General features: G+C 72.0%; 15 protein-coding genes. 8 read left to right on the forward strand and 7 right to left on the reverse strand.

Annotated features, from left to right (window positions below; translation table 11 throughout):
• Positions 1 to 2: 2 nt before the first annotated feature.
• The gene (locus ABT158_RS09925; protein WP_352352383.1) at positions 3 to 1,322 is read right to left on the reverse strand and encodes an extracellular solute-binding protein; all 1,320 of its coding nucleotides are present in this window, start codon (positions 1,320 to 1,322) and stop codon (positions 3 to 5) included.
• A gap of 137 nt (positions 1,323 to 1,459) precedes the next feature.
• On the opposite strand from ABT158_RS09925, the gene ABT158_RS09930 reads away from it, so the two are divergent.
• The 3 genes from ABT158_RS09930 (at position 1,460) to ABT158_RS09940 (ending at position 4,437) form a co-directional block, all read left to right on the forward strand.
• Positions 1,460 to 2,608 carry an ROK family transcriptional regulator gene (locus ABT158_RS09930; RefSeq protein WP_352352384.1) on the forward strand — a complete coding sequence of 383 codons (1,149 nt, stop codon included), beginning with the start codon at positions 1,460 to 1,462 and terminating at the stop codon, positions 2,606 to 2,608.
• A 12-nt stretch (positions 2,609 to 2,620) separates the two neighbouring features.
• Complete coding sequence (locus ABT158_RS09935; RefSeq protein WP_352352385.1) at positions 2,621 to 3,277, forward strand: M15 family metallopeptidase; 657 nt, start codon at positions 2,621 to 2,623, stop codon at positions 3,275 to 3,277.
• Positions 3,278 to 3,351: 74 nt separating this feature from the next.
• A complete protein-coding gene (locus ABT158_RS09940; protein ID WP_352352386.1) occupies positions 3,352 to 4,437 on the forward strand; it encodes a carboxylate-amine ligase in 1,086 nt (361 codons plus the stop codon).
• 20 nt (positions 4,438 to 4,457) lie between these two features.
• Here ABT158_RS09940 and ABT158_RS09945 read toward each other — a convergent pair whose 3' ends face one another.
• From ABT158_RS09945 to ABT158_RS09960, 4 genes are all read right to left on the reverse strand, one after another.
• On the reverse strand, positions 4,458 to 5,177 hold the full coding sequence (locus ABT158_RS09945; protein ID WP_352352387.1) for a sulfite exporter TauE/SafE family protein: 720 nt from the start codon (positions 5,175 to 5,177) through the stop codon (positions 4,458 to 4,460).
• Positions 5,178 to 5,418: 241 nt separating this feature from the next.
• Positions 5,419 to 7,233, reverse strand: coding sequence for a gamma-glutamyltransferase family protein (locus tag ABT158_RS09950; protein WP_352352798.1), 1,815 nt, complete (start codon positions 7,231 to 7,233; stop codon positions 5,419 to 5,421).
• A 92-nt stretch (positions 7,234 to 7,325) separates the two neighbouring features.
• Positions 7,326 to 8,051 carry a GntR family transcriptional regulator gene (locus tag ABT158_RS09955; RefSeq protein WP_352352388.1) on the reverse strand — a complete coding sequence of 242 codons (726 nt, stop codon included), beginning with the start codon at positions 8,049 to 8,051 and terminating at the stop codon, positions 7,326 to 7,328.
• A gap of 56 nt (positions 8,052 to 8,107) precedes the next feature.
• Positions 8,108 to 12,910, reverse strand: a complete 4,803-nt coding sequence (locus ABT158_RS09960) for an ATP-dependent helicase (protein WP_502911502.1) — start codon at positions 12,908 to 12,910, stop codon at positions 8,108 to 8,110.
• A 185-nt stretch (positions 12,911 to 13,095) separates the two neighbouring features.
• Between ABT158_RS09960 and ABT158_RS09965 the strand changes: the two genes are divergently transcribed.
• Positions 13,096 to 13,482, forward strand: coding sequence for a VOC family protein (locus ABT158_RS09965; RefSeq protein ID WP_352352390.1), 387 nt, complete (start codon positions 13,096 to 13,098; stop codon positions 13,480 to 13,482).
• 252 nt (positions 13,483 to 13,734) lie between these two features.
• A complete protein-coding gene (locus ABT158_RS09970; protein WP_352352391.1) occupies positions 13,735 to 13,929 on the forward strand; it encodes a DUF3046 domain-containing protein in 195 nt (64 codons plus the stop codon).
• Here ABT158_RS09970 and ABT158_RS09975 read toward each other — a convergent pair.
• A complete protein-coding gene (locus ABT158_RS09975) occupies positions 13,921 to 14,187 on the reverse strand; it encodes a hypothetical protein (RefSeq protein WP_352352392.1) in 267 nt (88 codons plus the stop codon). The two genes, ABT158_RS09970 and ABT158_RS09975, sit on opposite strands and share 9 nt — an antisense overlap.
• 683 nt (positions 14,188 to 14,870) lie before the next feature.
• Here ABT158_RS09975 and recA point away from each other — a divergent pair.
• On the forward strand, positions 14,871 to 15,971 hold the full coding sequence (gene recA, locus ABT158_RS09980; protein ID WP_352352393.1) for a recombinase RecA: 1,101 nt from the start codon (positions 14,871 to 14,873) through the stop codon (positions 15,969 to 15,971).
• Positions 15,972 to 17,053: 1,082 nt separating this feature from the next.
• On the forward strand, positions 17,054 to 18,562 hold the full coding sequence (recX, locus tag ABT158_RS09985) for a recombination regulator RecX (protein WP_502911512.1): 1,509 nt from the start codon (positions 17,054 to 17,056) through the stop codon (positions 18,560 to 18,562).
• 393 nt (positions 18,563 to 18,955) lie between these two features.
• Here the strand turns inward: recX and ABT158_RS09990 are convergent, their stop codons facing one another.
• A complete protein-coding gene (locus ABT158_RS09990) occupies positions 18,956 to 19,357 on the reverse strand; it encodes an NUDIX hydrolase (protein WP_352352395.1) in 402 nt (133 codons plus the stop codon).
• Positions 19,358 to 19,886: 529 nt separating this feature from the next.
• On the opposite strand from ABT158_RS09990, the gene rny reads away from it, so the two are divergent.
• A complete protein-coding gene (gene rny / locus ABT158_RS09995; RefSeq protein ID WP_352352396.1) occupies positions 19,887 to 21,503 on the forward strand; it encodes a ribonuclease Y in 1,617 nt (538 codons plus the stop codon).
• Positions 21,504 to 21,626: the final 123 nt, after the last annotated feature.

The following is a 21,626-nucleotide window of genomic DNA, read 5'->3' on the forward strand; positions in this document are numbered from 1 at the left end:
CGTTACTGGTTCAGGATCTCTTCGAGTTCCTTGTTGGCGTCAGCGAGAGCCGTGGTGGTGTCCTTCTTGCCCTCGATGACGGCGCGCGCCGCGTTCTGCAGCACGGCCTTGGTGGCGTCGGCCTCGGCCCAGTTCGGGTCGGCCGGGAACGCCTTGGCCTTGGCGAAGGCCTGGGCGAACGGGCCCTGCGCCGGGTCCTCGTTCAGCGCCGCCAGGGTGTCGGGGTAGACCGGCAGCAGGCCGCCTTCCTTGGCGTAGCGGTCGGCCCAGGTCTTGCTGGTGGCGAGCTTGATGTACTCCTTGCCGAGGTCGGCCTCCTTGGTGCCGCCCCACAGCGCGATGTCGTTGCCGCCGAAGAAGGACGGGGCCAGGCCGCCGGTCTTGGCGGGCAGCGGGAAGAAGCCGAGCTTGTCGCCCTTCAGCTTGCCCTTCGAGTCCTCCTCGATGCCGGGCAGGTCCCAGCCGGCGGTGAGGTACATCGCCACCTTGTTGTTGGCGAAGCGCTTGCGGATGTCGACGGTGTTCAGCGTCAGGTTCGCCTTGCTGGACAGGCCGCCGGTGACCAGACCGGTGTAGGTCTCGAAGCCCTTCTGGAAGCCGGGGTCGGTCAGCTTGCCGACCCACTTGTCGCCCTCCTTGACGGCGAACTCGCCGCCCTCGGACCAGGCGAACGCGGCCAGCAGGTGGTTGGCGTCGGAGCCGCCGTTGAAGGCGAAGCCGTCGACGCCGGCGCCCTTCGCCTTCTGGATCTTCTTGGCCGCGGCGACGAGCTCGTCCCAGGTCTTGGGAACCTCGATCTTCAGGTCGGCGAACCAGTCCTTGCGGTAGAGCACCGCGCGGGCGCCGGCGCCCCACGGGATGCCGTAGATCTCGCCGTCGACCGTCTCGTAGCCGTAGAGGTTCTCGGGGATCTGGGCCCGGTCGCCCTCACGCGCGATGTCGGTGATGGGGGTGAGCGCGTCCTGGCTCTGCCACATCGGGACCTGGTCGTTGCCGATCTCGGTCACGTCCGGGCCGGTGCCGGTCGCGGCGGCGGCGAACTTGTCCGCCACCTGCGGCCACGGGATCCACTCAAGCTTGACCTCGGCGCCGGTCTGCTTCTTGAACTCGGCGTCGAGCTCTTCCATGTACTTGGCGGCGGCAGGGTTGCTGTCGCCCAGACGCCACACGCTGAGCGTCTTGCCCGCGAACTTCGGGCCACTGGAAGCGGGGGCGGCCGCGCTGGACGACGGCTTCGGCTCCTCGCTGGACCCACAGGCGGCCAGGCCCAGGGCCAGGGCGGCCGTGGTGACCGTAGTGGCTGTGATCTTCGCGATCCTCACAGGGTTCTCCCTTCCCGGGTGCTGGCCTACGGTCCGCACCAGGCTGATCGTCAAATGCCGAACGACGCTGTTAAACTAACAAGAAACTTTCTTAAAAGAAACGCTCGTTAGCCATTCGTGACGAGAGGGGTGCGGTAATGAGTCGAAGCCCGGGGATCCCCCGGCTGCTGCGCAGGTTGAACGACCGCTCGGCACTTGAACTCCTCCTCGCGGACGGTCCGCTGACCCGCGCCGAACTGGGGGAGCGAACGGGGCTATCCAAGGTAACCGCAGGTCAGCTGCTGGCTCGACTCGAAGAACGGGGCCTGGTGGAGGTCGCGGGCGAGCGCGCCGGCGGCCGGGGTCCGCACGCCGCCCTGTACGCAGTGGTTCCGTCGAGCGCGTACGTCGCCGGGCTGGAGGTGCTGCCCGACAGCCTCACTGTCGGTGTGGCGGACATCACAGGTAAAATCGTGGTCGAGGTGACGGTCAACCCGTCCGACGCCCGCGATCCGGTCAAGGCGGTTCACTCGGCCGTCCAGCGGGCCTGCGCCACGGCCAGCGTCGAGCTCTCCCAGCTCCGCTCCTTCGTCATCGGCACCCGGGGCGTCGTCGATCCCCGCAGCGGCGACGTGCGCTGGTCCTACGACCTGCCCGACTGGCACGTCGGCGTGCTGGCCAGCCTGCGCCAGACCCTCGGCGGCTCGGTGACGATAGAGAACGACGTCAACCTGGTCGCCCTGGCCGAGAGCCGCTACGGCGCCGCCGTCGGCCACGACGACTTCGTGGTCATCTGGGCCGGCGTCGGTCAGGGCCTCGGCGTCATGCTCGGCGGGCGGCTGCACCGCGGGATCACCGGCGGGGCGGGCGAGATCGGCTGGCTGCCGGTGCCGGGCGAGCCGCTGCCGGCCGACGTCTCGCAGCCGCAGTCGGGCTCGTTCCAGCGCCTGGTGGGCCACGACGCCCTGCGCGGCCTGGCCGGCGAGCACGGCGTGATCGGCTACACCGTGCCCGACCTGGTCCGCAACGGCGACGAGGACTACCTGGACGAGGTGGCTGGCCGCCTGGCCGTGGGCGCGGCGGCCGTGGCCGTCGTGCTCGACCCCGGGCTGATCGTGCTCAGCGGCGACGTCGGCCGGGCCGGCGGCGAGCGGCTGGCCGCCAAGGTCGAGGAGGCCGTGGCCCGCGTGTGCCCGAGCCAGCCGACCGTGGTGACCACCAAGGTGACCGGCAACGCGGTGCTGCGCGGGGCCTTGGTCGCGGCTCTGGAGCAGGCCCGGGAGCAGGTTTTCTCCGACACTGTGTGAGAATTTCTGCCCATGTGGCAGCTCGACACCGACGTAGTCCTCATCTCCGACCCGCGCGTCTCGGCGGTCCCCGTCCGGGAGTGCGGTGAGCCGCTGGCCGACGTACGCGGGCGGCTGCGGGTCGACACGCGGATGGCCGACGCCGACGGCGCGTACGCGCACCTGCGGGCGGGGCTGCTCGACCGGCTGGAGCGGGCCGAGAGCTCGTTGCCCGACGGCTTCCACCTGCTGATCGTCGAGGGATACCGGCCCATCGCCACGCAGCGGCGCATCTTCGAGGGGTACCGCGCGCAGCTCCTCACCACTTATCCCGACATGACGCCTGACGAGTCCTATATCGCGGCGAGTCGTTATGTGTCCCCTGTCGAGGTCGCCCCCCACACCGCCGGCGCCGCCGTCGACCTGACCCTGTGCGCCCCCGACGGCACCGAGTACGACATGGGCACCCAGGTCAACGACAACCCCGAGGAGAGCGGCGGCGCCTGCTACACGGCCGCCGCCGGCATCCCGGCGCAGGCCCGCGAGCACCGCAAGATCCTGGCCGCCGCCCTGGAGCCCGTGGGCCTGGTCAACTACCCGACCGAGTGGTGGCACTGGTCGTACGGCGACCGCTACTGGGCCATGTCCACCGGCGCCCCGGCCGCCCTGTACGGTCCTGCCCCCTTCTAGCCAGGTTTTCCCCCGGCGGCGGTACGGGCACAACCTGTGGCGGAGGCTCTTCGGACTCCCCCAGCGAGGTGTGCATGGTTCCGTTGATCGGGATCGAAGAGGAATACCTCGTCGTCGATCCCCGCACCCGCCACGTGTCCCCCCGGGCGGCCGAGGTCCTGGCCGCCGCGACGGACATGCTCGACGTGGCCCACGAGATCACCCGTTTCCAGGTGGAGGCCCGTACGCCGCCCTCCGCCGACCTCAGTGAGCTGGGCTCCCAGCTCCGGGCAGCACGGAAGGAGGTGGCCGAGGCGGCCCGGTCCTGCGGCCTGGCGGTCGTGGCCAGCGGCATCCCGGTGCTCGGCAACGTCATGCCGCCGCCGCTCACCGACGACCACCGCTATCAGCAGGGCAAGGAGCTCTACCGGGCGTTGCAGGACGAGATCAGCATCTGCGCGCTGCACGTGCACGTCGACGTACCGGACGAGGAGATCGCCGTCTACGTCGGCAACCATCTCAGACCCTGGCTGCCGACGCTGATCGCGCTGGCCGCCAACTCGCCGTTCTTCGTGGGCCGCGACACCGGCTACGCGTCCTGGCGGGTGATCAGCTGGGGGCGGTGGCCGGTGTCCGGGGCGCCGCCGTACTTCCCGACGTTCGGCGACTACGAACTGGCGCTGCGTGCGCTGTCGGAGTCGGGCGCGCTGATGGACCCCAAGACGGTCTTCTGGGACACCCGTCCGTCGCCGAGTCTGCCGACGGTCGAGATCAGGGTGGCCGACGTGCCGCTCGACGTGAGCGACAGCCTGACGATCATCGGCCTGATCCGGGCCCTGGTCGTGACCGCGTTGCGGGAGGTGGCGCGCGGCGACCGCGGGCTGCCCATCCCGTCGGAGGTGCTGCGGGCCGCCTACTGGCGGGCCGCCCGGGACGGCCTGGTCGGCGACAGCCTCGACGTGCGGCACGGAACGCTCGTGCCCGCCACGGTGATGGCCCGCCGGCTGTTCGGCCACGTGAGCGCCGCGCTGGCCGAGGCCGGCGACCTGACCTTCATCGAGGAGGGCCTGGAACGGCTGCTGAGCAAGGGCTCCGGGGCGGTGCGCCAGCGGCGCGTGCACGCCCGGGGCAACGACCTGACCGACGTGGTCGATGACCTGATCGAGGCCACCGTCGCCTGAACCGCCCGTTCGACGCTGCTTCACCGCAGCGCGAGCGCCGCCGCCACGCCGAGGCCGAAGGTCACGACGACGCCGCGCAGCACGTTCGGCGGCATGAGCCGGGCCACGCGGGTGCCGAGGAAGCCACCCGCCAGGCTGGCCGGCGCCACCACCGCCACGGCCTGCCACTCCACCGGGCCGAACAGCGCGAACGCCACCACCGACACCGTACTGACGACCAGCGACAACGCGGCCCGTACGGCGTTGACCCGGTGCAGGTCGTCGTGCAGGAACATGCCGAGCACGGCCAGCAGCAGCACGCCCATCCCGCCGTTGAAGTAGGCGCCGTAGCAGCCACCCAGGAACACCCCGGCGTACGCCAGCCTGCTCGGAGGCTGCCCGGCCGCGCCGCCGAAGCGGTCCTTGAGCCACGGCTGGGCCAGCAGCGCGAGGCTGGCGAAGGTCACCAGCCACGGCACCATCGCGTCGAACAGCCGGCCCGGCGTGAGCAGCAGCAGCGAACAGCCCGCCACGGCGCCCGCCACGGTGGCGGCCGACAGCGCCGCCACCCGGCGCCGCTGCCCGCGCAGCTCGGCGCGGTAGCCGACGACGCCGCCCAGGTAGCCGGGCCACAGCGCCACCGCGTTGGTCACCGACGCCGTGACGCCCGGGTAGCCGAACGCCACCAGCGCCGGGAAGGAGATCAGCGTGCCGCCCCCGGCCAGAGCGTTGACCACCCCCGCCAGCAACCCGGCCCCCACCAGAAAGACAAACTCCCCAACCGTCACCACCCCACCCCCAACCGGAACGCACGGTCGGTGGCGGCCCTCGCCTTGGGACGGGACGCGCGGTCGGTGGTCGTCCTCCCTTGGGAGAGGAACGCGCGGTCGGTGGTGATCCCCGCCTTGGGGCGGGACGTGCGGTCGGCGGTGGTTCTCGCGTTCAGGCGGGACGTGCGGTCAGGGGGCGTTCTCGCGTTCAGGCGGGGCGTGCGGTTGCTGGTCATCGGCCCGCCGCGTAGCCCTGGGCGCCGCGGGGGTTGGCGGCGGCCCGCAGGAAGGCGCCGTCGCGGGCCACCGCGCTCAGCCTGCCGAGCGACCACGGCCCCTCGACCTCGACCTCGTGCCCACGCCGCCGCAGCTCGGTCACCACCCCCGGGTCGAGCCGCCCCTCGACGTGCAGCACCCCGGGACGCGAGCCACGCGGGAAGAACGAGCTGGGGATGTGCGCGGAGTGGAACATGGGCGCCTCGATCGCCTCCTGGAGGTTCAACCGCCCGTGCACGACGGCCAGGAAGAAGTTGACACTCCACTGGTCCTGCTGGTCGCCGCCCGGCGTGCCGAACGCCAGCCACGGCCTGCCGTCCCGGGTGGCGAACGACGGCGACAGCGTGGTGCGCGGGCGCGCGCCGGGCCGCAGCGAGGCGGGCAGCCCCTCCTGCAGCCAGAACATCTGCGCCCTGGTGCCCAGGCAGAAACCCAGCTCGGGGATCGTGGGGGAGCTCTGCAACCAGCCGCCGCTGGGCGTGGCCGAGACCATGTTCCCGAACCGGTCCACGACGTCGACGTGACAGGTGTCGCCGCGCACCGCGCCGTCCGGCGTCACCGTCTGCTCACCGGCGCCGGTCAGGGGGCGCGGGCGGCCGGTCGGCGGTGCGTCGTGGCGGGCGACCGTCGGCTCGCCGATGCCCGGACGCACGGGCGCCGGAATCGCGGGGGAGACGGCCGCCGTGCCCGGCGGGAGGACCGGCAGCCGCGGCTCCCGGCCGCCGGGCGCGCCCGGCCGCAGCTCCAGGCTGGCCTCGTCCCCGATCAGCCGCCGCCGCTCTTCGTTGTACGCCGCGCTCAGCAGGTCGGCCATGGGGACGTCCGCGTCGCCGTACCAGGCTTCGCGGTCGGCGAAGGCGAGCTTGGCCGCCTCGGTCACCACGTGCACGTAGTCGGCGTCCAGGAAGCCGGCGGCGTCGAGGTCGAACCCGGACAGCAGGGCGAGCTGCTGCAGGAAGACCGGCCCCTGCCCCCAAGGCCCTGTCTTGTACACGGTGTGCCCGCGGTAGTCGAAGCTCACCGGCTCCTCGACCGTGGCGGACCAGCGGGCCAGGTCGTCCCCGGTGAGCAGGCCGCCGTGGACCTCGCCCGAGCTGTCCCGCCAGGCGGTGCCGGTGCTGAATCCGGCGACGGCCTCGGCGACGAAACCCTCGTACCAGGCCTGCCGGGCGGCGGCGAGCTGACCTTCGCGGGTGGCCGATGCGGCCTCGGCCTCGGCGACGAGTCTGCGGTAGGTCGCCGCGAGCACCGGGTTGGCCAGCCTCGAACCGGGCGCGGGCACCCGGCCGTCCGGCAGCCAGGTGGCCGCCGACGTGGGCCAGTCGTGCCGGAACAGCTCCTCGACCGTCCCGATCGTGGCGGCGATCCGGTCGAGCACCGGCACGCCGCGCTCGGCGTAGTGGATCGCCGGGGCCAGCACCTCGGCCAGCGACCAGGTGCCCCAGCGCTCCAGCAGCGACATCCAGCCGCCGAACGCGCCCGGCACCGTCGCCGCCAGCAGACCCGTGCCGGGGACGACGTCCAGCCCTATCGCGGCGAAGCGCTCGACGGTCGCGGCGGCGGGGGCCACGCCCTGGCCGCACATCGCTGACACCTTCTGCTCCTCCTCGCTCCACAGCAGGATCGGCACCTCGCCGCCGGGGCCGTTCAGGTGCGGTTCGGCGACCTGGAGCACGAACCCGGCCGTCACCGCCGCGTCGAAGGCGTTGCCGCCGCGCTCCAGCACGCCCATCCCGGCCGCCGAGGCCAGCCAGTGGGTGCTGGCGACCATGCCGAAGTCGCCCGTCAGCTCGGGCCTGGTGGTGAACAACGGTCTCTCCTCCCGGGGGGACGGTTCAGGAGACTGTATACAATCTCCGCATCTCACCCACGCTGCGGGGTGCCGGTTGCCGCCTGTGCGTCCTTGTCGTCCGCGTCGGTCGCATGGTTCGTCGTCCGGGGCACGGTAGCGAGGAACGACCGGCGGGCGGCGGCGACGTGCGCGACCGCCCTGGCCTGGGCCTCGTCCTCGTCGCCCGCCGCGATGGCCTCGCACAGGCTCAGGTGCTCCGTCCAGGAGTGCGGCCCCCGGACGGCGGCGGTCTGGCTGAACACCCACTGCGCCCGCAGCACCATGGGTTTCATCATCAGGTTGAGATAGGAGTTGCCCGCCGCCTCGCCCACGGCCAGGTGGAAGGCGGTGTTGAGCTCGGCCACCGCCGCCGGTCGCCCGGCCGCCACGGCCTCCCTGGCCGCGTCGAGCACCTGACGCAGCCGCGCGACGGCCTCGGGGCTGCGTTTGCGTGCCGCCAGCCGGGCGGCCAGGCCCTCGACCGCCATGCGCACGTCGAAGAGCTCCTCGCCATCCTCGGCCGTCAGCCGCGCGACCGTCGCGCCGACCCGCGGGACGACCTCGACGAACCCCTCGGCCGCCAGCACCCGGATGGACTCGCGCACGGGGTTGCGCGACACGCCGAGCAGCGCAGCCAGCCGATCCTCGACCAGCCGCTCTCCCTGGGCCAGCTCACCGGACAGGATGCGACGACGCAGCTCCTCGGTGACCTCGCCCAGCAGCGTCGTACGCCCCGCGCTCCGCCTCACATCAGCCATATGGCCGCCCATCGTATACAAATCCGTGACGGCCGGCCGTCGCCACCGCCGACTGGTCAGGCGCGCAGGCGCAGCCCCCGGGGGGTCGGATGGAACCCGGCCGCCTCCAGGGCGGCCGCCAGCGGCGATTCCACGATGGACGTGCCGTCGGCCCGCTCCACCGTCAGCTTCCCGAGCGCCCCGTCGCGCACGGCCAACGCCAGCGCGTCGACCGCCGGTTGCAGCCGCTCGTCGTCGGCGAACGACAGCAACGTCTTGCCGCCCCGCTCCACGTACAGGACGAGGTGACCGTCCACGAGCACGACCAGCGAGCCCGCCTTCCTGCCCGGCTTGTGCCCGACGTCGCCGGGACGTTGCGGCCAGGGGAGCGCGGCCCCGTACGGGCTGGCCGGGTCGGCGGCGGCCAGCACCACGGCCCGCGGCCCGGACCCGCCCCGGCCGCCTCGACCGAGCATCCCGGCCTCGCCGCCCCGGTCGAACCCGCCGCCACCGGGCCGTGAGCTCCGGCCGCCCTCTCCGTCGTCGAATCCGCCGCCGAACCCCCCGCCTGGGAGACCGAACCCCCCGCCGCCGGGCCGGCCGGTCTCCCAGGCGGGGATGTCGGGCGGCGCACCGAAGCCCTCGGCCGGCCCACCGCCGGTCGGCGCGACGCTCGGGGCCATGGCACGCATCCGGTCGACCGCCCCCGCCAGCGCGAACTGGGCGCCCCCCAGCCCTTCGACGAAGTACCCCCGGCGGCACCGCCCGCTCTCCTCATAGGCGCGAAGCACCTGGTAGACAGGCGTGAACCCGCCGGGCAGCCGTTCGGAGGTCACCGCCCCGCGCGTCACCACGCCGTGCCGTTCGAGCAGCACCTCGGCCTGCGCGTGCGCCCGCTGCGTCGCGTCGTCGGCCGGACCGGGCAGCAGCCACCACCGCCCGGCCACGGTCGGCGGCCCGCTCCTCGACGGCAGCACGGCCCGGCGCCGCCGCGTCGTGGCGGGCCGGTGCGCGGGACGCCCGGTGCCCAGCGTGGCCCGCAGCGGCGCGAGCGTGTCGCCGGAGACCCGGCCCGACCACACCAGATCCCACAACGCGGAGACCAGCGTCGCGTCGTCGAGCGCCCCGCTCTGGGCCCCGAGCTGGTCGGAGATGCCCCGGAAGAACAGCGCGCCCCCGCCGCCCAGCAGGTCGAGCACGCGTTCGTGCAGCGGCGTCATCGTGATCTCGGCCGGGTCGGGCAGCAGCAGCGGCGCGGTGTCGGCGAAGTAGAGCGACACCCATCCGTCGCCGCCGGGCAACGACCCCTGCCCCACCCACATCACCTCGCCCGACGAGGTCAGCTCGTCGAGCAGCGCCGGATGGTAGCCGGGCACCCGCGAGGGCAGCACGAGAGTCTCCAGCGCGGACGCCGGCACCGCGGCCCCCTGAAGCTGCTCGACCGACCGCACCAGCGCGTCCATGGCCCGGGCCGCCCCGGCCCGCGAGCCGTCGGACGACGTGCCGGAACCGGTGATGCCGTGCCAGGCGGGCAGGAAACGGGCCAGCGTCTCGGCCGCGACCGGCTCGACCTCCTTGCGCAGCCGGGCCAGCGACCTGCGGCGCAACATCCGCAGCACCCCGGCGTCGCACCACTCCTCGCCCCGGCCGCCCGGCCGGAACTCCCCGTTCACCACGCGCCCCGACGCGGCCAGCCGCCGCAGCGCGTCGGTCACCACGGCCGCGCCGAGCCCGAACCTGGCGGCGGCGGTGCCGGCGTGGAAGGGCCCGCGGGTGCGGGCGTGCCGGGCCACCAGGTCGGCCAGCGGGTCGGGCACCGGCTCCAGGAACACGTGCGGCACCCCCACGGGCAGCGGCACGCCGAGCGCGTCGCGCAGCCGGGCGGCGTCCTCCACGGCCGCCCACTGCTCCTCGCCCGCGATGCGCACGCGGATGGCCCGGCGCGCGCGTTCGAGCTCCTCCAGCCAGGACGGGTCGCCGCCGCGCACGCTCACGTCGGGCGTCAGCAGCGGCCCGTGCGAACGCAGCAGGTCGGCCAGGTCCTCGGCGTCGCGCAGCGGCCGGTCGAGCCGGGCCAGCTCGCGCTCGCTGCTCACGATCACGTCGGGGTCGAGCAGCTCGCGGAGGTCGGCCTGGCCGAGCAGTTCGGCCAGCAGCGTGGTGTCCAGCGCCAGGGCCTGCGCGCGGCGTTCGGCCAGCGGCGCGTCGCCCTCGTACATGAACGCGCCGACGTAGTGGAACAGCAGCGACGCGGCGAACGGCGAAGCCTGCGACGTCTCGACCTCCACCACCCGGATCCGGCGGGCCGCGATGTCACGCATGAGCTGGACCAGCCCCGGCACGTCGAACACGTCCTGGAGGCACTCGCGCATCGTCTCCAGCACGATCGGGAACGAGGCGTACTGGGAGGCCACGCCCAGCAGATGGGCGGCCCGCTGGCGCTGCTGCCACAGCGGGCTGCGCCGGCCCGGCACGCGGCGCGGCAGCAGCAGCGCCCGCCCCGCGCACTCCCTGAACCGGGAGGCGAACATCGCCGACCCGCCCAGCTCCTCGGTGACGATCTGCTCGATCTCCTCGGCGTCGAACGCCGCCACGTCGGTGGGCGGCTCGGCCAGCGTGTCGGGGATGCGCAGCACGATGCCGTCGTCGGAGTGCACGGCCTGCACGTCGATGCCGTAACGCTCGCGCAGCCGCCGGTTGATCGCCAGCGCCCAGGGCGCGTGCACCCGCGCGCCGTAGGGGGAGTGGATCACCACCCGCCAGTCGCCCAGCTCGTCGTGGAAGCGCTCGACCAGCAGCGTACGGTCGTCGGGCACGTAGCCCGTGGCCTCGCGCTGCTCGTCGAGGTAGGCCAGCAGGTTGCCCGCGGCGAACTCGTCGAGCCCCGCCTCCCTGATGCGGTCGGTGGAACCCTGCTTGGCCTGCTCCCGCAGGAACTGCCCGATCGCCCGGCCCAGCTCGGCCGGCCGCCCGGCCGTGTCGCCGTGCCAGAACGGCAGCTTCCCCGGCTGGCCAGGAGCGGGCGAGACCAGCACCCGGTCGGCCGTGATGTCCTCGATCCGCCACGACGTCGCGCCCAGCACGAACACGTCGCCCACCCGCGACTCGTAGACCATCTCCTCGTCGAGCTCGCCCACCCGGGACGCCTTCTCACCCACGAGGAACACGCCGAACAGGCCGCGGTCGGGGATCGTGCCGCCGTTGGTCACGGCCAGCCGCTGCGCGCCGGGCCGCCCCTGGAGGACGCCGGTGACGCGGTCCCAGACGATGCGCGGCCGCAGCTCGGCGAACTCCTCGCTCGGGTAGCGGCCGGCCAGCATGTCGAGCGTCGCCTCCAGCGCGCTGCGCGGCAGGGTGGCGTAGGGGGCGGCCCGCTTGACCACGGTCTCCAGCTCGTCGACGGTCCACTCGTCGAGCGCGGTCATGGCCACGATCTGCTGGGCCAGCACGTCGAGCGGGTTACGCGGGTAGCGCAACTCCTCGATCTGCCCGGCGCGCATGCGCTCGGCCACCACGGCCGTCTGGACGAGGTCGCCCCGGTACTTGGGGAAGATCACCCCTCGGGAGACCGCGCCCACCTGGTGACCGGCCCGGCCGATGCGCTGCAGCCCGCTGGCCACGCTCGGCGGGGCCTCCACGCACGCCACCAGGTCGACCGCGCCCATGTCGATGCCCAGTTCCAGGCTGGAGGTGGCGACCACGGCGGGCAGCCGCCCCGACTTGAGCGCCTCCTCGATCTGGGCCCGCTCCTCCTTCGACACCGAGCCGTGGTGGGCCCGGACGATCTCGCTCACCACGCCCTTGCTCGCCCCCGCCTGCGCCATCGTCTCGGCGGGCATGCGCCTGGGCGGCGGGGGTTCCAGGTCGTACGGCGGCTCCTGGTCCTGCGGCGGCGTCTCCCAGATCGACAGGTCGATCGCCTCCGGCCCCTGCCGCCGCGTGTAGGCCAGCTCGTTGAGCCGGGTGCACAGCCGCTCGGCCAGCCGCCTGGAGTTGGCGAACACGATCGTCGAGCTGTGGGACTCGATCAGGTCGAACAGGCGCTCTTCCACATGGGGCCAGATCGACCGGCCGGACGACGGCTCGACCTGCTCGGGATCGGGCGCGCCCGCCATCTCCGTCATGTCCTCGACCGGGACGACGACCTCGATCTCGATGCGCTTGTCGGACGGCGGCTGCACCACCGTCGCCGGACGCGTGCCGCCGAGGAAGGCCGCCACCTCGCTCACCGGCCGCACGGTCGCCGACAGCCCCACCCGCTGGGCCGGACGCTCCAGCAGCGCGTCGAGCCGCTCCAGGCTGAGCGCCAGATGGGCGCCGCGCTTGGTGGCCGCGACCGCGTGCACCTCGTCGACGATCACCGTCTCGACGTCGCGCAACGCGTCGCGCGCCTGGCTGGTGAGCAGCAGGAACAGCGACTCGGGAGTGGTGATCAGGATGTCGGACGGCTTGGCGGCGAACCGCCTGCGCTCCTCGGCCGGGGTGTCGCCGGAGCGGATCGCCACCGAGATCTCCGGGACGGGCAGCCCGAGCCGGCGCGCCGTCTGCCTGAGCCCGGCCAGCGGCGCGCGCAGGTTGCGCTCGACGTCGACGGCCAGCGCCTTGAGCGGCGACACGTAGAGCACGCGGGTGCCCGGCTTGTGCCCCTTCGCCGCACCCTCGCCCGGGACCTGCTCGGCCGCCCGCGCCGCGAGCCGGTCGAGCGACCACAGGAACGCCGCCAGCGTCTTGCCCGACCCCGTGGGGGCGACGACCAGCGTGTTGTCGCCGCGCGCGATCGACTCCCACGCGCCCTCCTGGGCCGCCGTGGGCGCCTGGAAGGCGCCGGCGAACCATTGCCTGGTCACCTGGGTGAAGTGGTCTAGCGAGCTCACCAGCACATACTGCCTCGCGCCACCGACAGAAAACGCATTGGAGCGGCGCCGGGTGATTGAGCGGGGGGCAAGGCGGACATACAGCGACCGTGACCATTGATTATGCCGCCGTCGAGACCCGACGCGCACAGTTGAGAAGCCAGTACGCCTTACCGCACCGGCCGTCGAGCAGCGCCCGTGGTCTGCATCACGTGGCCATGTTGTCGTCCGATGTGGAGCGGACCATCAAGTTCTACCAGGAACTTCTGGAGTTCCCGCTGACGGAGATCATCGAGAACCGCGACTACAAGGGTTCGAGCCACTTCTTCTTCGACATCGGCAACGGCAACCTGCTCGCGTTCTTCGACTTCCCTGGGCTCGACCTCGGCCCGTACCAGGAGGTGCTCGGCGGGCTGCACCACGTGGCGATCTCCGTCGACCCCGCCACCTGGGAACGGCTGCGCGGCAAGCTGGAGATGGCCGGCGTGCCGCACCAGATCGAGAGCGGCGCCTCCATCTACTTCAAGGACCCCGACGGCGCCCGCCTGGAGCTGCTCGCCGACCATCTCGGTGAGATGTACGGTGCGCGAGTGCTGTGACGGTTCGTCCCGGCTCAGCGCCGTGACGCCCTGCGCGTACGCGGCCTGCCCGCACGCGGCTCCTGCCTGATTCCCGCGTGCCGCTCCGATCGCTGTCCCTTCTCCTTCTGGACGGCCTGCCGCATCGCGAGTAACAGCCGGCGGCGGCGCGCCCTGTTGGCCTTGGTCCTGGCGGTCTTCGGGGGTGAAGACTTGGGGGTCTTTGGCATGCGGATGTCTTACCCACACCTGACGCGATTCCATACTTGGTCCATGCGCCTGACCGAGTTCTGGAGACGGATGAACGTCCATTTCGGCGAGACCTATGCCGAATCGTGGGCCCGCGACTACGTGATCGCCCCGCTGGGCGGCCGTACCGTGATCCAGGCGCTGGCCGACGGCGAGAGCGCCAAGACCGTCTGGCGGGCCGTGTGCCAGGTGGAGGACGTCTCGCCCGGCCTACGCTGAGCCCAGCGTCCGGCGGAGCGCGTCCGCCGTGGCCTCCAGGTCGTCCGCGCTGCCCTGGCCGCCCGGCGACCACAACAACGTCCAGCCCTCGCTGGAGGGGGTGGCGAAGATGATGGTCTGGCGGCGCGTGCGCGGATGCCACACCCACAGCACCGGATCGTCGCCGCCGACCATGCGGCTGACCAGCCCCTGATGGGGCAGCAACTCGGCGAGCGCCTCCAGAAGGGTGCGTCGTTCCCCGGTGTAGCCACTCGCCACTTCGCCGCCTCCCAGCCAATCCCCTGCATGGGAGTCTCCCCAGCTCACGGCGTATGACAACACGTCGGCGGCAACCCGCGCGGAAGATCGTCGAACGCCCTCGCCCCCCGCGCCCCAGGTGTCACCCGGGCCCCGGTGCCCGCGCTCTCCGCGCCGCGTGGGGAGAGCGTCCGTGACGTCTCCCCACGCGGCGATCCGCATCCTCCGGGACGGCTCAGGTCCGCGTTTTTCCGGGACGGGCCGGAGCCGTGTTCTCCGGGAAGGGCCGGAGCCGTTCTTGGGGACGGGCCGGAGCCGCGTTTTCCTGGGCGGGTCAGATGCCGCTCGCCTGCGAGGGGCAGGCGTTCGTCGGACCCGGACCAAGGCAGCCACCCATGCGGACGCACCCCATCACATCCGCCCGCCGCGCCCGATCCCACGGCCGCGACCCTCCGGGCAGACCCCACGGCCAATCGGCCGGCAACCACCATGAACGCGAGCGACGTCCGAGCATCGGCCTCGCCCTCCTCTGACCACGCCGCATGCATCCCAGCAGCGTGTTCGTGATGTGATCGAACAGCCGTTCGGCTACGATGAACCTGCCGAACCCGGCCACGCCTTCCCCGACCGTCTCAGAAAATGTCGGTGGCAGGCCGTAGCTTTCACTCGACTGATCGGACCACGACCCTCCAGAGGGAGCTCCCATGGCTATCAACGACCGCGAGAAGGCCCTCGAGACCGCGCTCGCTCAGATCGAGCGGCAGTTCGGCAAGGGCTCCGTCATGCGACTGGGCGACGACGCCCGAGCCCCCATCGAGGTGATCCCCACCGGGTCGATCTCCCTTGACGTGGCCCTCGGCATCGGCGGCCTCCCGCGTGGGCGCATCGTCGAGATCTACGGCCCCGAGTCCTCGGGCAAGACCACGGTCGCCCTGCACGCGGTGGCCAACGCCCAGCGGGCCGGCGGCATCGCGGCGTTCATCGACGCCGAACACGCCCTTGACCCCGAATACGCCAAGAAGCTGGGCGTCGACACCGACGCCCTGCTCGTCTCCCAGCCCGACACCGGTGAGCAGGCGCTCGAGATCGCCGACATGCTGATCAGGTCCGGCGCGGTCGACATCATCGTCATCGACTCGGTGGCCGCCCTGGTGCCCAAGGCCGAGATCGAGGGCGAGATGGGCGACAGCCACGTCGGCCTCCAGGCCCGCCTCATGTCCCAGGCCCTGCGCAAGGTCGCCGGCGCGCTCAACAGCACCGGCACCACCGCGATCTTCATCAACCAGCTCCGCGAGAAGATCGGCGTCATGTTCGGCAGCCCCGAGACCACGACCGGTGGCAAGGCGCTCAAGTTCTACGCCTCCGTCCGCATGGACATCCGCCGCATCGAGACCCTGAAGGACGGCACGGAGGCGGTCGGCAACCGCACCCGGGTCAAGGTCGTCAAGAACAAGATGGCCCCGCCCTTCCGCGTCGCCGACTTCGACATCCTCTACGGCGTGGGCATCTCCCGCGAGGGCGGCCTCATCGACATGGGCGTCGAGCACGGCTTCGTCCGCAAGTCGGGCGCCTGGTACACGTACGAGGGCGACCAGCTGGGCCAGGGCAAGGAGAACGCGCGCAACTTCCTGAAGAACCACCCCGACATGGCCAACGAGATCGAGAAGAAGATCAAGGACAAGCTCGGGGTCGGTCCGAAGCTCGACACGCCCGCCGAGCCCGTCGCCGCCGCCGCTGCCCCGGCTCCCGCCGCCGCGCCCTCGGGTCGTGGCTCGAAGTCCACCCCCAAGCCGGGTGACGTCTGATCGGTCGGCGCATGAGTGAGAGGGATCCGTCGCAGGCGCCCCGTTCCCGGGACTGGGGCGCATGGCCCGACCTCCCCGCCTCGGGGGAGCGCAGAAAGCGCGGACCCCGCGGCCCCCGGGCCGCCCCCTCCGACCCGACGCCCACGTCCACCACCCCCGAGCCGTCGGCCTGGGCCACCACGCCCGAGCCGTCGGCCTGGGCCACCACGCCCGAGCCGCCGACCTGGGCCACCTCGGCTGAGTCGGTGACCGGGGCCACGCCCGAGCCGGTGACCCGGGCTACCGGCCGTCCGGCCTCGGGCAGGGGCTCCCGTGGCGCCGACCTGGCTCGGTCGGCCGCGGACGGCTGGCCGTCGGTGGACGAATGGCACGAACAACGCGCCCGCCTCCGAGCCGCCGCCTCCGAGCCCCCCACCTCTGACGACGACCACTCGCCGACCACCCACTCCGGAGCAGATGACCCGGCTGCCCACGACGGGCTGGCCGACGCCGCCGATCCCGCTGGGGCCGCCGGCGTGGAGGGCATGGCCGTCCACGATCAGGCGGACGATGCGGTCGTTCACCATGAGGCGGGCGACGTGGTGGTTCGCGACGATACGGACGACGTGGTCGTCCCCGCGCACGTGGAAGACGTGGTCGTCCCTGCGCAGATGGACGACGAGGGTGTGCCGGGCTGGGGCACGGGCGGGCAGGCCGTTGTCGTGCCCCCAGCGTGGGGCCCTGGCCGGAAGATGGCCGCGCCGACCTTCCACTGGCCGGGCGACCCCCGCCCCCAGGCCGACGAGAGAGAAACGGACGCAACTCGCGAAGCCGACCGGAGCCTGAGTAATAGGGCTGTGGCCGGGCTTGGTGGAGGGGCCTCCGTCGCCCCGGGCGATGAAGCTGACGTTGGGCCGCGCAGAAGGGCGGTTGTTGCGCCGGAAGGTGACGCCGGTGTTGGGCCGCGCAAGACGGGCGTTGCCTCGGAGGGTGACGCCGGTGTTGGGCTGAGCGAAGGGGCTGGCGTGACGCCGGGCAGTGAGGCCGATGTCGCGCTGGGCGGTGAAGCGGGTTTCGGGCTCAGGCCGCGCAGTGAGGTGTTCATGACATGGCCGGGCGCTGAGCATGGCGATCCGGCTGACCAGCACACCCCCGGCCGGCTCGACTCGGCCGACCCCAGCGTCCAGGACGACGAAGCCACCCCCGACGGCAGCCCGGCCGATCGTGGCCGAGCTGGTGGGCGGACCGGCGGCCGGGCCAGGGGACGGGCGTCCCGAGGGCGCTCGGACGATGGAGCCGACGCGCCGATCTTCGTCTGGCCAGGCGAGCGTAAGACTCCTGCCGGCCGTGACACCGCTGCGAGCTTGCTTGCCGAAGACGCCCGCACCGAACCGGCCCGTAAGGGCAGTTCCGGAAGGCGTAAGAAGAAAGCCCAGGTCGCTGAGGATTTCGCCGGAGGCGCGCTGGATGAGCTGGGCGATCATGACGGCGAGGGCGCTGCCAGGGTTGCTGGGCGGCGTACGAGCAGGCGGAGGGCTCAGGACGGCGAGGGTTTCGCTGGAAGTCCTTCGGATGAGCTGAGTGGCCATGATGGCGAGGACGCTGCCGGCGTTGCTCCGCGGCGTACGAGCGGACGCGGAGTTCAGGAGCGTGAGGAAAGCTCCGGGGCGCGGTCGGCTGGGCTGAGTGGTCAGGATGACGGCGGTGCCGCTGAGGAGAACCTGCGGGAACGGGAAGATCCGTACGAGCCCGGCGGCGTTGGCGGACGCCCGGAGGGTGAGGCTTCCGCCGAGGAGAAGCGCGGCGCCGATGAGTGGCATTCTGAGGTGCTGGCCGGAAGCAGCTGGTTCGGCGATGAGCAGGACGCGGGTGGGAAGAAGCGTTCAGGCAAGGGACGCCGGATAGGCGGCCGGAGCACTGGACGGGGGAACGGCAAGGGGAGCGGACGCTTCGGAAGAGGCGCGTCCGGCCGTGGCGGCCCGCTGTCCGACGGGTCGCCGTCTGACGGGCCAATGCACGACGGGCCGCTGCATGAAGGCTCATCGTATGGCGGGCCATCGCATGGTGGGCCGTTGCCTGATGGGCCGGACGTCGGCAGTTCCGCTGCGGCGGCACCCGCGGCCGACCCGGAGTCCGTTGCGCGGGCCATCTGTCTTCGGCTGCTCACCATGGCTCCCAAGACGCGGGCGCAGCTGGCCGAGGCCCTTCGCAAGCGGGACGTACCGGATGAGGCTGCCGAAAAGGTGCTTGATCGGTTTGTCGAGCTCGGGCTGATCAATGACGAGGCGTTCGCGGAGGCATGGGTCGATTCCCGGCACCACGGTCGGGGTCTCGCGAAGCGTGCGCTCGCGGCCGAGTTGCGCCATCGGGGTGTCGACACCGAGACCGTGAAGGAAGCCGTGGAGCGCCTGGACTCCGACCAGGAGGCCGAGACGGCCCGACGGCTGGTGGACCGTAAGCTCGCCTCCACCCGGTCCCTCGACGCGCAGACCCGTACGCGGCGTCTGGCCGGCATGCTCGCGCGCAAGGGGTACTCGTCGGGGCTGGCGTACCGGGTGATCCGGGAGGCTCTCGAACAGGAGGGCATCGACCTGGAGGACGACTTCTCCTGATCCCCCAGGCTTCTCCACCTGACCCGCCACCAGGTCCGGAGCCTGTCACGCTCGGGGCTCGGCGAGATGAAGGGGCTGCGGCTCTGCCTCCAGGGCTGGTCCCCGCCCCCGCTCGGGGCTGGTCCCCGCCCCCGCTCGGGGCTGGTCCCCGCTCCCGCTCGGGGCTGGTCCCCGCTCCCGCTCAGGGCCGGGGCTCCCGCTCGGGGCTCGGCGAGATGAAGGGGCTGTGGGTCTGCCTCCAGGGCTGGCCCCTGCTCCCGTTCGGGGCTGGACCCCGCTCCCGCTCGGGGCTTGGGGGACGGCCTGGCGGTCTGCCGCCGGTTCGGGTTTCAGGGAAGCCGAAGGGGCCGTTGGTCTGCTGCCGGGTTCAGAGTGCGAGCAGAGCCAGGTGGGTTAGGGGAGTTGGCCGGTTTGGTGGAGGTGGTCGAAGATGAGTCGGTCGACCGGGGATACGCGGTCGCGGTCGGCGTAGGTCAGCCAGGTGATCTCTTCGATCTCGTTGCCGGGGGTCGGGACTCCGTGGTGCTCGGCGGTGTAGCAGGTCATCCGTACGGTGACGCCGTCGGCGTGGCCGTGTGCCTGGGCGTGGAAGGTGCCCAGGTGGGTGGCGGTGGCCGGGATGATGGTGATGGAGAGTTCCTCGTCGATCTCGCGGATCAGGGTGTCGAGGTCGGTTTCGCCGGGCTCGCGTTTGCCGCCGGGGAGGTAGTAGGCGTTCTTGCCTCGTGAGCGGGTGCTGAGGATCTTGCCGTTGTCCAGGTGGATCCAGGCGATCTTGTCGATGAGCTTGTTCACCGTGTGCTCCTGTGGGGGCGGGCGAGCCGGGCGTCGGGCGTTCGAGAAGTGTCTCGCGGGCGGCGGGGGCCGTAGGGCTGGGGGTGTCCGTCGGAGGCCCGCGGTTTCATGGCCGGTGATCGCCGGGTGCGGGTTGCGGGGTTTGTCCGGGGAATGGGGGTTGGGGAGGCGAGGGTGGGGGACAAATGGGGGTGATCGTGGGTTATGTGGCTGATTGGGGAGATGCGGGCCCGTAAGACACGCTTGAGGACGCGTTTGCTTGCTCGTGACCTGTTCGACGCATAACCTCGACGGCAGTGAGGAGTTACTCCGCGCAGCGCGGATTGCCATACCGGTGAACGACGGACGAACGAGCTCGGTTGATCGAGGCAGGCGAGGTGTCGGCTATGGGGGCCGATGCCCGGTCCGCCTTGGCCTGACATCGGCCCTGGAGACGACGCCGACCGGGCTTTCCGTGGCGCGCACGTGACCCCTCCCGTATTGGGTCCGCGTTATGAGGTGTTGACGACGCGAGGAGGGCGGGGCGCGCATGCAGCCGCTTGTCGTGGTGCTGATGGTGGCGGTGCTCGTGCTCGCGTTCGGGATGATCGTGGCGCTGCTCGTCGTCATACGCCGTACCTCTAGCGGTTTGCCCCGGAAGTCCGAGCCGAGCCCTGAGCAGGTGGAGGCCGTACACACGGAGCTTGAGGAGGCGCGGGAGCGGGCCAGGGAGATCCGCGCCAAGGCGGAGAGCGACGCCAAGGAGCTCCTGCGCAGGTCGGAGAGCGCCGTCGAGAGCGCCGCGCAGATGCGGCGGGAGGTCGAGGAGGAGAGCCGGATCCTGAAGTCCGAGCTCAAGGAGCTCCGGACCGATCTCGAACGCCGGGAGGCCAGGCTGGCCGAGCGCGAGCAGCGGCTCGACGAGGAGGCCAGGCGGCAGTCCGAGCGGGACAGGAAGCTGGCCGAGACCGAGGTGCAGCTGGCCGACCGGCGCGAGGAACTTCTCCAGGTCGAGGACGAGCGGCGGGCGATCCTGGAACGGGTCGCCGGGCTGACGGGGGAGCAGGCCAAGTCCGAGCTGGTCAAGGAGATCGAGAACCAGGCCAAGCGCGAGGCGGCGCTGATCATCAGGGAGATCGAGGGCGAGGCACGCAAGGAGGGCGAGAAGCGGGCCACCAAGATCGTGACGCTGGCGGTCCAGCGGGTGGCGGCCGAGCAGACGGCCGAGTCGGTCGTCAGCGTGCTGCATCTGCCCGGCGACGAGATGAAGGGCCGGATCATCGGGCGCGAGGGGCGCAACATCCGGGCGTTCGAGTCGACCACCGGCGTGAACCTGATCATCGACGACACGCCGGAGGCGGTGTTGTTGTCGTGTTTCGACCCGGTTCGCAGGGAGACGGCGCGGCTCACGCTGGAGAAGCTGGTGCTCGACGGGCGCATCCATCCGCAGCGCATCGAGGAAGCGCACGACCGCAGCCGCCAGGAGGTCCAGGACCTCTGTGCGCGGGCCGGCGAGGACGCGCTGGTCGAGCTGGGCATCACGGACATGCATCCCGAGCTGACGCTGCTGCTCGGCCAGCTTCGATACCGCACCTCCTACGGTCAGAACGTGCTCAAGCACCTCATCGAGTCCGCGCACATCGCCGGGATCATGGCGGCCGAGCTGAAGATGAACCAGCAGCTCATGAAGCGGTGCGCGCTGCTGCACGACATCGGCAAGGCCCTCACGCACGAGGTCGAGGGCAGTCACGCGCTGATCGGCGCCGAGATCGCCCGCCGGTACGGCGAGCAGGAGGACGTGGTGCACGCCATCGAGGCGCACCACAACGAGGTCGAGGTCCGGACGGTCGAGGCGGTGCTCACGCAGGCGGCCGACGCCATCAGCGGCAGCCGTCCGGGGGCGCGCAGGGAGTCACTGGAGGCGTACGTCAAGCGGCTGGAGCGGCTGGAGGAGATCGCGCAGTCGTACGAGGGCGTGGAGAAGGTGTTCGCCATGCAGGCCGGGCGGGAGATCCGGGTCATGGTCAAGCCGGACGCGATCGACGACATCCAGGCGCAGGTGATCGCCCGGGACGTGGCCAAGCAGGTGGAGGAGGAGCTGACGTATCCGGGGCAGATCCGGATCACGGTGGTGCGCGAGTCCCGCGCCACCGAGTTCGCCCGCTGACCCCGAGAAGACCACCCGCCGGCCCCAAGCAGGCTCACCCTTTCCCGGGATCCCGCCCGTTCCAGGCGTCCGCTCGTTCCAGCGGGCCCGCTGGTTCCAGCAACTCGTTCCGGAAAGCGCGGG

Origin of the sequence: Nonomuraea sp. NPDC001636, from assembly GCF_040298265.1 — a bacterium.
Lineage (GTDB): Bacteria > Actinomycetota > Actinomycetes > Streptosporangiales > Streptosporangiaceae > Nonomuraea.